General features: G+C 64.3%; 10 protein-coding genes and 1 pseudogene. 2 read left to right on the plus strand and 9 right to left on the minus strand.

The features are described from left to right. Positions 1–781: caspase family protein (locus H8B02_RS40540; protein WP_229171297.1), on the plus strand; the 781-nt coding region annotated here is incomplete at its 5' end. A 113-nt stretch (positions 782–894) separates the two neighbouring features. Here H8B02_RS40540 and H8B02_RS40545 read toward each other — a convergent pair. The 8 genes from H8B02_RS40545 to purU all read right to left on the minus strand — a co-directional run bounded on the left by H8B02_RS40545 (position 895) and on the right by purU (position 9086). Beyond that, the gene (locus H8B02_RS40545) at positions 895–2013 is read right to left on the minus strand and encodes a cobalamin-independent methionine synthase II family protein (protein WP_229171298.1); all 1119 of its coding nucleotides are present in this window, start codon (positions 2011–2013) and stop codon (positions 895–897) included. A 19-nt stretch (positions 2014–2032) separates the two neighbouring features. Further along, entirely contained in the window at positions 2033–2749 is a 717-nt protein-coding gene (locus H8B02_RS40550; RefSeq protein WP_229171299.1) for an ABC transporter ATP-binding protein, read from the minus strand. Beyond that, a complete protein-coding gene (locus H8B02_RS40555; RefSeq protein WP_229171300.1) occupies positions 2742–3494 on the minus strand; it encodes an ABC transporter ATP-binding protein in 753 nt (250 codons plus the stop codon). The genes H8B02_RS40550 and H8B02_RS40555 overlap by 8 nt, the downstream gene beginning before the upstream one ends. Next, positions 3491–4519 (minus strand): branched-chain amino acid ABC transporter permease, encoded by a 1029-nt coding sequence (locus tag H8B02_RS40560; RefSeq protein WP_229171301.1) that lies wholly within the window; start codon positions 4517–4519, stop codon positions 3491–3493. Before H8B02_RS40560 ends, H8B02_RS40555 begins: the two co-directional genes overlap by 4 nt. A gap of 7 nt (positions 4520–4526) precedes the next feature. Further along, positions 4527–5396 carry a branched-chain amino acid ABC transporter permease gene (locus tag H8B02_RS40565; protein WP_173637654.1) on the minus strand — a complete coding sequence of 290 codons (870 nt, stop codon included), beginning with the start codon at positions 5394–5396 and terminating at the stop codon, positions 4527–4529. A 135-nt stretch (positions 5397–5531) separates the two neighbouring features. Then, the gene (locus tag H8B02_RS40570) at positions 5532–6713 is read right to left on the minus strand and encodes an ABC transporter substrate-binding protein (RefSeq protein WP_229171302.1); all 1182 of its coding nucleotides are present in this window, start codon (positions 6711–6713) and stop codon (positions 5532–5534) included. A 617-nt stretch (positions 6714–7330) separates the two neighbouring features. Further along, positions 7331–8158, minus strand: coding sequence for a metallophosphoesterase (locus H8B02_RS40580; protein WP_229171303.1), 828 nt, complete (start codon positions 8156–8158; stop codon positions 7331–7333). A 64-nt stretch (positions 8159–8222) separates the two neighbouring features. After that, entirely contained in the window at positions 8223–9086 is an 864-nt protein-coding gene (gene purU / locus H8B02_RS40585) for a formyltetrahydrofolate deformylase (RefSeq protein WP_092115504.1), read from the minus strand. Between the two features lie 135 nt (positions 9087–9221). Between purU and H8B02_RS40590 the strand changes: the two genes are divergently transcribed. Continuing rightward, positions 9222–10064 carry a uroporphyrinogen-III synthase gene (locus tag H8B02_RS40590; RefSeq protein ID WP_229171304.1) on the plus strand — a complete coding sequence of 281 codons (843 nt, stop codon included), beginning with the start codon at positions 9222–9224 and terminating at the stop codon, positions 10062–10064. A 114-nt stretch (positions 10065–10178) separates the two neighbouring features. Here the strand turns inward: H8B02_RS40590 and H8B02_RS40595 are convergent. After that, a pseudogene (locus tag H8B02_RS40595) lies at positions 10179–10375 on the minus strand (GDP-L-fucose synthase); the annotation flags it as partial.

The following is a 10375-nucleotide window of genomic DNA, read 5'->3' on the forward strand; positions in this document are numbered from 1 at the left end:
GCCGGCGCCTGCGTCAGCAGCTCCGGCCGCACCCGCAGCACGTGTGCAGGCGGCAGCAACCGGCCGCCGCGTCGCGCTGGTGATCGGCAACGGCGCCTATGCGCATGTGAAGGCGCTGCCCAATCCGCCCAACGACGCGCGTGCCATCGCCAAGAGCCTGCGCGACATCGGCTTCACCGTTTCAGAGGGACTCGATCTCGATCGCGATAGGATGCAGAAGACGATCCACGATTTCCTGCGCGAGGCGGCGCGGTCGCAGATCGCCGTGGTCTATTACGCCGGTCACGGCGTGCAGGTCGACGGCCGCAACTACCTCGTGCCGGTCGATATCGAGTTCAAGGCGGGTGGCCGCATGACCGACGCGATGGTCGACATGGACACCATCATGGCCGGTCTCGACGACCAGATCCGCACCAACATCCTGATCCTCGATGCCTGCCGCAACAATCCGATGGCGCCGCAGGTGGCATCCGCAGGGCCGAGCCGCGGTATCGAGGCCGGCTCCGGCCTTGCCGCACCGGCTTCGCTCGGATCGGGCTCGACGCTCGGCGCCGGCACGCTGATCGCGTTTGCGACCGCGCCGGGCCAAGTCGCGCTCGACGGCGAAGGCGCCAACAGCCCGTTCTCGGCGGCGCTGTCGCGCCATGTCGGCACGCCCGGCCTCGAGGTGCAGCAGATGCTGACGCGGGTCCGCGCCGAGGTCGTCGCCGCGACCAAGGGCAAGCAGGTGCCGTGGTCGAACTCCTCGCTGCTCGGCGAGGTCTATCTGGCGGAGCAATGAAACGTTGCCCTCTCCCTGTCATTGCGAGCGAAGCGAAGCAATCCATGCCCCCACAAAAGTAAAGATGGATTGCTTCGTCGCTATCGCTCCTCGCAATGACGATAGAGGCGAGGTTATTTCCCCCACACCTCGTTCGCGACCTCGACCGCGAGCCGCAGCTTGGCCCACTGCTCTTCCTCGGAGAGGATGTTGCCCTCCTCGGTCGAGGCGAAGCCGCATTGCGGCGACAGAGCAAGCTGTTCGATCGGGGCGAACTTCGATGCCTCCTCCAGCCGCCGCTTGATGTCGTCCTTCTTCTCGAGCTCGCCGAACTTCGAGGTGATGACGCCGACCACCACGACCTTGTTGCCCTTGGGCAGGAAGCGCAGCGGCTCGAAGCCGCCGGCACGATCGGAATCATATTCGAGGAAGTAGCCGTCGTAGTTGGTGCCGGCCAGCATGGTCTCGGCGACCGGCTCGTAGCCACCGGAGGAAATCCAGGTCGAGCGGAAATTGCCGCGGCAGACATGCGTCGTGATCACCATGTCGGACGGACGATCCGCGATTGCGTAGTTGATGACGCGGGCATAGATCTCCTGCAGGCCATCGGGATTGTCGCCGCGGTCGCGCGACTTCTGCAATTCCTCCTGCGAGCACAGATAGGCCCACACCGTGTCGTCGAATTGCAGGTAACGGCAACCGGCGTCGTAGAACGCCTTCACCGCCTTGCGATAGGTCTTGCCGAGGTCCTGGTAGAACTCCTCGAGATCGGGATAGACCTCCTTCGAGATCAGCTTGCGGCCACCGCGGAAATGCAGCACCGCCGGCGACGGGATCGTCATCTTCGGGGTGACATGAGCCTGGTCGGCGTACTTCTTCAGGAACCTGAAGTGATCGAGCATCGGGTGATGATCGGAGAAGTCGAGCTTGCCGATCACCCGGATGGCGTCGTGCCGGGTCTGCACGCCCGCGAACTGGATGCCCATGTCGGGGTGGAACAGCTCGCAGCCGGTCAGATGGCTGAGGAAATCGAAGTGCCACCAGGAGCGGCGGAACTCGCCGTCGGTCGCAAGCTTCAGGCCGACCGAGGCCTGCTTGTGCACGACCTTCTCGATCTCCATGTCCTCGATCTTGCGCAGCTCGTCGGCCGAGATCTCGCCCTTCTCCAGCCTGGCGCGCGCTTCCTTGATCTTCGGCGGACGCAACAGGCTGCCGACCTCGTCGGCGCGGAACGGGGGCTTGGTTCGCTGCATGGTCAACTCCCTGAGGGCGTCAGTGTTTTTTGGTCCCGGCGACGCCGAGATGGCGCTCGAGGACGGAGGGATCGGCCTTCAGCGCGCTGCTCGCGGCATCGTGCACGATCGTTCCGCGTTCCAATATCACAACGCGGTCGGCGAGCCCCAGAATCTTTTGTGCATTCTGCTCGACGATGATCGAGCAGATGCCGCCGGATCGCGTGATGGTTCCGATCGCCTTTAACAATTCCTCAACGATGATCGGCGCGAGGCCTTCGGTCGGCTCGTCGAGCAGCAGCACTTTCGGATTCAGCGTCAGCGCGCGGCCGATCGCCAGCATTTGCTGTTCGCCGCCCGACAGCTGGTTGCCGAAATTGCCGCGCCGCTCCTTCAGCCGCGGAAACATCTCGTACACGCGCTCGACCGTCCACGGACCGGGCTGCGCCACCGCGGTCATGTTCTCTTCCACCGTCAGCGAGCGGAAGATGTTGCGCTCCTGCGGCACCCAGCCGATCCCCGCACGGGCGCGCTGGTCGGGCCGCAGTGCCGTGATGTCGTGGCCGGCGAGCGCGACGCTGCCACTGAGGCGCCTGACGATGCCGACGATCGAATTGATCAGCGTGGTCTTGCCGGTGCCGTTGCGGCCGAGCAGCGCAAGCACCTGGCCCTCGGCAAGCGCCAGCGACAGGTCGGGGAGCACCACCGCCTCGCCATATCCGGCGCGCAAGCCCTTGATGGAGAGCAGGTCAGACATCGGCCGCCTCGCCGAGATAAACCGACCTCACCTGCGGATCGCGCGCGACCTCGTCGGGCGCGCCCTCGGTGAGCAGCCCGCCATTGACCAGCACCGAGATGCGGTCGGCGAAGGAGAACACGAGATCCATGTCGTGCTCGATCAACAGCACGGTGACGTCGCGCGGCAATGCTGCGACCGCCGCCAGGATATCGTGGCGCTCGCTTTCGGGCACGCCGGCGGCGGGCTCATCGAGCAGCAGCACGCGTGGCTTGGCGGCGATCGCGACCGCGATCTCGAGCAGGCGCTGCTTGCCGTAGGGCAATGTCGAGGTGAGTTCGGTCATCACGTCGAGCAGATGGAAGCGCGACAGGATCTCGGCGATCTCGGTGTTGACGTCGTCGCGCGTTCCCATCCGCCGCCACCAGTCGCCGCCGCGGCCCATCCGTTCGGAGACCGCAAGCCCGATGGTCTCCAGCGGGGTCAGGTCGGGATAGAGCTGGTTGATCTGGAAGGTACGCGACAGCCCGCGCAGCACCCGCTTGTGCACGGAGAGGCCGGTGATGTCGCTGCCCTCGAGCAGGATTTGTCCGCTGTTCGGCGTCAGCACACCGGTCAGCTGATTGATGACGGTGGTCTTGCCGGCGCCGTTCGGTCCGATCAGCGCATGGCGGGCGCCCTGCATCACCTTCAGCGAGAGGTCGCGGGTGACGCGAAGACCGCCAAAGGATTTGTGGAGGCCGCGGGTTTCGAGCGCGATCGTCATGACGCGTCGCCCTCGGGTACGGCAGCGGCGTTGCGGCCGGCGAACTGGCGGATGATCAGGTTCGGCACGAACAGCGCCCAGCGGTGGATCCGCGCGCGGCCGACCATCACGATCACGACCAGGACGAGGCCGATCCAGAACAGCCAGTATTGCGGGGTGATGCTCTGAAACAGCTCCTGCAGCATTTTGAACACCACCGCGCCGATCAGGCCGCCATAGAGATAGCCGGTGCCGCCGATCACGAGCACCAGCATCAGGTCGGCGGAACGCTCGAAAGAAAACACGTCGAGCGAGGCCAGCGCCGTGGTCTGGGTGAACAGCGCGCCGGCGATCCCGGCATAGAAGGCGGCGAGCGTATAGACCGCGATCAGGCGGCGGTTGACCGGTATGCCGATTGCGGCCGCGCGCAGCGGATTGTTCCTGATCGCGCGCAGCGACAAGCCGAACGGCGAATGCACCACGCGACGGGCAAACAGGAACAGGATGAACAGCACGATCAGCGAGTAGAACAACCCGGTCTTGCCGAACATGTCGAAGGCAAACAGCCCGAGGATCGGCTGCATTTCGATGCCCTGCAGGCCGTCGGTGCCGCCGGTGATATCCGAGAAGCGTTCGGCAAGCGCTTCCAGCAGCAGCGCGATGCCGAGCGTCACCATCAGCCGCGTCAAATCGACGCCGCGAATGACCAGGAAGCTGGTCAGGAAGCCGAGCACGGCCGCAACGAGGCCTGCGGCGACCAGCGCGATGACGGGCTCGTTGATGATGCCGTGCAGCGCCAGCAAGCCGGCCGAATAGGCGCCGACGCCGAAGAATGCCGCATGGCCGAGCGAGACGATGCCGGCATAGCCGAGGATCAGGTCGAGCGACAGTGCGAACAGGCCGAGCCGCACGATGTCGGTCATGATCAGATAGCGCGACGGAAACAGGAAGGCGCAGGCGAGCGCCAGCACCCAGAAGGCGACCTCGCTGATCCGCCAGCGCGCGCTGGCCATCGCGTGAGTGGAGACGTCGGACAGCGCGGTCATGACGAGCTCACCGCGCCGCGGTGCGGCCGAACAGGCCGTTCGGGCGCCAGAGCAGGATCACGATCATGACGGTGTAGATCACGAAGGGGCCGACCTTGGGCACGTAATATTTGCCGGCGACGTCGGCGATGCCGAGCAGCAATGATGCGAGGAACGGCCCGGTGATCGAGGAAGAGCCGCCGACCGTGACCACGATCAGGAAGTAGATCATGAACTTGAGGGGGAAGTACGGATCGAGCCCGAGGATTTCCGCGCTCAGCGCGCCGCCGAGCCCTGCGAGGCCACAGCCGAAGGCGAAGGTGAACGCGAACACCTGCGGCACGTTGATGCCGAGCCCAATCGCGGCGCGCGGATCGTCGACCGCGGCGCGCAGGCGGCTGCCGAACCGCGTCTTGGCGAGAATCAGCTGCAGCGCCAGCGTCAGCAGGCCGCAGATCACGACGATCATCAGCCGGTAACGCCCGATGCCGACGCCGAACAGATCGATCTGCCCCTCCAGCGCCGCCGGCAATTTGATGAAGACCCGCGACGATCCCATGATGTAGTCGACCGCCGCGACCGACATGAACACCAAACCGATCGAGAACAGCACCTGATCGAGATGGCTGCGAGCATAGAGATGACGGTACAGCGTGCGCTCCAGCGCGACGCCGATCACGGCACTCCCGACAAAGGCGAGCGGCAGGCCTGCGAAGAACGGCCAGCCGGAATTGTTGACCAGCACGGCGCAGATATAGCCGCCGGCCATGGCGAAGGCGCCGTGCGCGAGGTTGACGAAGTTCATCAGCCCGAGCGTCACCGCAAGCCCGCAGGCCAGCACGAACAGCAGCATGCCGTAGGCGACGCCGTCGAACAGGTTGGTGAGGATAGAGGCCATGGAGAGATGACGAATCCCAATATTAACGCGTCATTCCGGTACAGCCAGCATGCGCTGAACCTGGAATCTTCTGCAATAATTTCGAGATCCCGGGTTCGCGCTAATGCGCGCCCCGGGATGACGCGCTTTCGCGCGTCACTTCTTGGTCTTGCCGGAATCCTTGATGGCCTCGAAGGTCGCGAACTCGACGTTGTACAGTTCGCCGTCGACCTTCTCGACCTTGCGGATATAGATGTTCTGGACGATGTCGCGGGTTTCCGGATCGATCGAGATCGGACCGCGCGGGCTCTCCCACTTCATGCCCTTCATCGCCTCGATCAGCTTGTCGCCATCGGTCGCACCATTGGTCTTCTTCAGCGCCTCGTAGATCAGATGGATGCCGTCATAGCCGCTGACCGCCATGAAGCCCGGGCGGTTGCCGAATGCCTTCTTGTAAGCGGCGACGAAATCCTTGTTCGTCGCGGAGGGATGCACTGCCGAATAGAGATGCGCGGTCACCGCGCCGAGCGCGGCATCGCCCATGTTGTTGAGCAGGTCGTCGTCCATGACGTCGCCGGGGCCGATCACCTTGATGCCGCTCTTGTCGAGTCCGCGCTCGGCATATTGCTTCATGAAGTTGCCGCCCTGCCCGGCCGGCACGAACACGAACATCGCGTCGGGCTTGGCATCCTTCATGCGTTGCAGGAACGGCGCGAAATCGGGATTGGCGAGCGGGACCTTGACCTCTTCCACGATCTCGCCGCCGCCGGCCGTGAAGTGCTGCTTGAAGAAGGTCAGCGCGTCATTGCCCGGCGCGTAGTCGGAGGTCAGCGTCGCGACCTTCTTGATGCCGTTCTTGACCGCCCAGTCGCCGATGATGGTGGAGGACTGCGCCAGCGTGAAGCTGGTGCGCACGATATAGGGCGAGCGCTCGGTGATGATCGAGGTGCCGGCGGCCATCACGACTTCCGGGATCTTGGCCTGCGTCGCCAGCGGCGCCGCGGCCAGCGCCGCGGGCGTCACGCCGAAGCCGGCGATGAAATTGACCTTGTCGTTGACGATCAGTTCCTGCGCGAGCCGCTTGGTGTTGTCGGGCACCGCGGCGTCGTCCTTCAGGATGATCTCGATCTTCTTGCCGGCGACGGTGTCGCCCTTCTGCTGCATGTAGAGCTTGATCGCGTTATCGATCTGCTTGCCGGTCGAGGCCTGGCCGCCGGTCATCGGCAGGATCAGGCCGATCTTGACGGCGTCGTCCGCCCACGCCGGCACGCTGGCGCACAAACTCGGAAGCACGGCCGAAGCGGCGCCCCACAGCAACATTTTGCGACGATTGAACATCGACGTCCCTCCCCCTTCCATTCTTCTGCGTCGAGCCGAGTGCCCGGCCCTTTGCCTTACCTTAACCCAAGCATGTCACGGCCGAGCCGTAACGCGACAAGGCGTTTCCCCGCGCCCTCTGTCAATCGGACGATGGACGTGTGTCGCGCGCGCCGCGATTTGGCCCGCCGCCGAAACAAGTATCAGGATACCAGAAATCATTCCCCGAAACTCAACGCCCCCAATAGAACCGCTCTGCCTCTCAGGCCTTCGTTAGCCCACTTCATTTGTACGATCGTACAAATCAATCTGTAATGTCAACAAACAAGCACAATTGCAGCCGAACGGTCGCGCCTGAGATCATCATCCATAAAGACCAGGGCTGTATGCTGCCGCCAATGCCGATTTTCACACGCCAAATCCCTGTCCTGACTGCCCTCGCGCTCGCGGCCTGCGCGCTCGGGGGATGCAGCACCGTGAACCAGAAGGTCTCGGCCGGCATGGCCGACACCATTCCGGCCTGGGCCGGCGGCCTGCCCGCAGACGCACCGCCGCGGGCAGGCACCCCGAATACGACAAGTTCATGCGGGAGCGGGAACGCAAGCGCCTGATGCCGGCGGCGGAACGTGGCGACGACGCTAAGCCGGCGGCGCCGGCGCAGAACGCGACCCAATGACTGCCTGGCTGGGCGAATCCTCGCTGAGGATTTCGCCGCGGTAGCCGAACTCCACCATATGTACGGTGACATAGTCCGCGCCGATGAACGCGACGCCATAGGACTCCGGCAGATCGGCGACGGTCAAGACCTCCGCGAACACGGGATAGCTGGCATGGTTCGTTCCGCGCAGCGAGGTCGTGGGGACACCGGCAACCGAACCGCTCAGCACCATGTGGCAGTGACCGAAGAAGATGTGCAGGATCTTGCTCCGGTGCTTCGCGACGATCGACCGGAACGCAGCATCTTCGAGCAGGCCGATCCGGTCCACCGGGGCGATATGCGTCGGGATTGGATTGTGATGCATGAACAGAAAGAACGGACCGTCATGCTCCGATAGCTGCCGCTCCAGCCACGCCTGCCGCCTCTCGCAGAAACTGCCGGCGGCCGTCTCCGGCTCGTAGGTGTCGAGGAGCAGGCAACGGCCGAACGAGGCGTCGTGAACGCCCTGCGCGAAGCCGTCCGCGTCGGCGCATTCGGGAAACACGCCGAGAAACGTCTCGCGATGGTCGTGGTTGCCGATACAAAGCCGCGTCGGGATCGGAAACCGGCTCAGGCGTTCGCGCAGCAATTGATAGTCGGCGAGGTCGCCGAGATCGGAAAGATCGCCAGAGATCACCATGAGCTCGGCATCGCGATGATCGGCAAGCACATGATCGAGCGCACGCTCAAAATTGCCCAAGGGATCACGGCCGAAGATCGTCCTCCCTGGCGCCGTCAGATGGATGTCGCTCATGTGGATGAGTTTCATGCAGCACCTCGATGCAGAGCGACACCATCGCCGTCAAAGCGCGGCAGCCGGGTGAACCTGCGGATCAGTCCACGAATACCACGGTCTTGCGCCCGTTGAGGATGACGCGGTCGGCGAGATGGTAGCGGATCGCGCGCGCCAGCACGCGGCGCTCGATGTCGCGGCCCTTGCGCACGAGATCCTCGGGCGTGTCGCGATGGCTGATACGCTCGACGTCCTGGTCGATGATCGGCCCCTCGTCGAGATCGCTGGTGACGTAATGCGCGGTGGCGCCGATCAGCTTGACGCCGCGCTCATGCGCCTGGTGGTAGGGCTTGGCGCCCTTGAAGCCCGGCAGGAAGGAATGATGGATGTTGATGCAGCGGCCCGACAGCCGCGCCGACATCTCGTCCGACAGGATCTGCATGTAGCGGGCGAGCACCACGAGGTCGGTATTGGTGTCCTGGGCGAGTTTCCAGACCGCGTCTTCCTGCTGCCGCTTGGTGTCTTTGGTCACCGGCAGATGATGGAACGGGATATCGCCGAAATCGAGCGATCCGTAGCTCTCGCGCGGATGGTTGGAGACGATGGCGGTCGGGATCATCTCGAGCTCGCCGGTGCGCCAGCGATAGAGGATGTCGACCAGGCAGTGATCGGACTTCGACACCAGCAGCATCACCCGGCGGCGGCTGGCGCGATCGCGCATCTGCCACTCCATGCCGAAGCGTTCGGCAATCGCGGCAAAGCCGGTCTGCAGCGCCGGCAGCCCGACCGCGAGGTCGGCCGCGGTGAACACCACGCGCATGAAGAACTTGCCGGTCTCGATGTCGTCGAATTGCTGGGCGTCCAGGATGTTCTGGCCATTATGCGCCAGAAACGTCGAGACCGCGGAGACGATCCCGGGGCGATCCGGACAGGACAGGGTCAGAACGAATTGATGGTCGGGCATGCCAATTGACCAAAGCTTGAGCAGATGCGTGGAACGTTCATTTTCGGCCTCCGTCTACACCGCAGGCGGCCTTGCGCCAATCCCGGCGCGGGGGTCAAATCGAACAAATGACGACAATGTTTGTTAGGGACCATCATGGCTGACCGGCTGAACGGCTACCGCATTCTGATCCTGGAGACGCGCGAAGAAGCGCAGTTTTCCCGCCTGCTCGCCGAGCAGGGCGCCGACGTGCTGCAATGCCCGATGTTCACCATCCACGACGCGCCGGACCCGGCGCCGATCGAGGCCTGGATTCGCCGCGCCATCGAGCGGCCGCTCGACGACCTCGTGCTGATGACCGGCGAAGGCCTGCGCCGGCTGATGAAGGTCGTACGCCGGATCGGGGTCGAGAAGGAGTTTGTCACGAGCCTCGGCAAGGCGCGCAAATTCGCCCGCGGCCCCAAACCCGGCCGCGCGCTGCGCGAGATCGCCCTGGAGCCGCAAATGACGACGGAGAAGCCGACCTCGGAAGGCGTCGCCGAGATGCTGTCGCAGCTCGACCTGAGCGGCCATCGGCTCGGCCTGCAGCTCTATCCGGACAAGGATCACGCCACGCTGATCGGCACGATCAAGGCGCAGGGTGCCGAAGTCGATACGGTGCTGCCTTATGTCTACGATGCGCAAGCCGCCGACGCCAACATCGTGACCGCGATCGAGGAAATGGCGCAGGGCCGCGTCGACGCCATCGCACTCACCAGTTCGGGCCAGGTTCGCCGCCTGCTCGAGGTGGCGCAGGCGCATCGGTGCGAGGCGGAATTGCGCGAGGGCCTGAAGCACACGCCGATCGCCTCCGTCGGGCCCGTGGTGTCGGACGAGTTGAAGACTTACGGCTTGCGCACCGACATCTACCCGGCGAACGATGCGTTCTTCATGAAGCCGCTGATCTCGGCAATGGCGACTGCGCTGTCGAAGGCGCCGCCCCGCGCGACGGCGCGCTAACATTCGCCGCCGTGATTGCGAGCGCAGCAAAGCAATCCATTTCGCCACGTGACGAGAAGATGGATTGCTTCGTCGCTTCGCTCCTCGCAATGACGACTCGCAGCGATCCGACGATTATTCCGCCGCCTGCTTGGTCTCGTTCAGATAGGCCTGGTAGGCGAGTTTGATGCCATCCTCGAGCGAGGTCGCGGCGCGCCAACCGAGCTTGGTGAGTCGACTGACGTCGAGCAGCTTGCGCGGCGTGCCGTCGGGACGCGAGGTGTCGAAGCTGATCTCACCGCGATAGCCGACGGTGGTGGCGACCACGCGGG

Source organism: Bradyrhizobium altum (genome assembly GCF_020889705.1).
Lineage (GTDB): Bacteria > Pseudomonadota > Alphaproteobacteria > Rhizobiales > Xanthobacteraceae > Bradyrhizobium > Bradyrhizobium altum.

Excerpts from the sequence above, each read along its gene's own strand:
- H8B02_RS40590 (WP_229171304.1), top strand. The coding sequence starts at position 9,222 with ATGGCTGACCGGCTGAACGGCTACCGCATTCTGATCCTGGAGACGCGC.
- H8B02_RS40555 (WP_229171300.1), bottom strand. The coding sequence starts at position 3,494 with ATGACGATCGCGCTCGAAACCCGCGGCCTCCACAAATCCTTTGGCGGT.
- H8B02_RS40550 (WP_229171299.1), bottom strand. The coding sequence starts at position 2,749 with ATGTCTGACCTGCTCTCCATCAAGGGCTTGCGCGCCGGATATGGCGAG.
- purU (WP_092115504.1), bottom strand. The coding sequence starts at position 9,086 with ATGCCCGACCATCAATTCGTTCTGACCCTGTCCTGTCCGGATCGCCCC.
- H8B02_RS40570 (WP_229171302.1), bottom strand. The coding sequence starts at position 6,713 with ATGTTCAATCGTCGCAAAATGTTGCTGTGGGGCGCCGCTTCGGCCGTG.
- H8B02_RS40545 (WP_229171298.1), bottom strand. The coding sequence starts at position 2,013 with ATGCAGCGAACCAAGCCCCCGTTCCGCGCCGACGAGGTCGGCAGCCTG.
- H8B02_RS40580 (WP_229171303.1), bottom strand. The coding sequence starts at position 8,158 with ATGAAACTCATCCACATGAGCGACATCCATCTGACGGCGCCAGGGAGG.
- H8B02_RS40565 (WP_173637654.1), bottom strand. The coding sequence starts at position 5,396 with ATGGCCTCTATCCTCACCAACCTGTTCGACGGCGTCGCCTACGGCATG.
- H8B02_RS40560 (WP_229171301.1), bottom strand. The coding sequence starts at position 4,519 with ATGACCGCGCTGTCCGACGTCTCCACTCACGCGATGGCCAGCGCGCGC.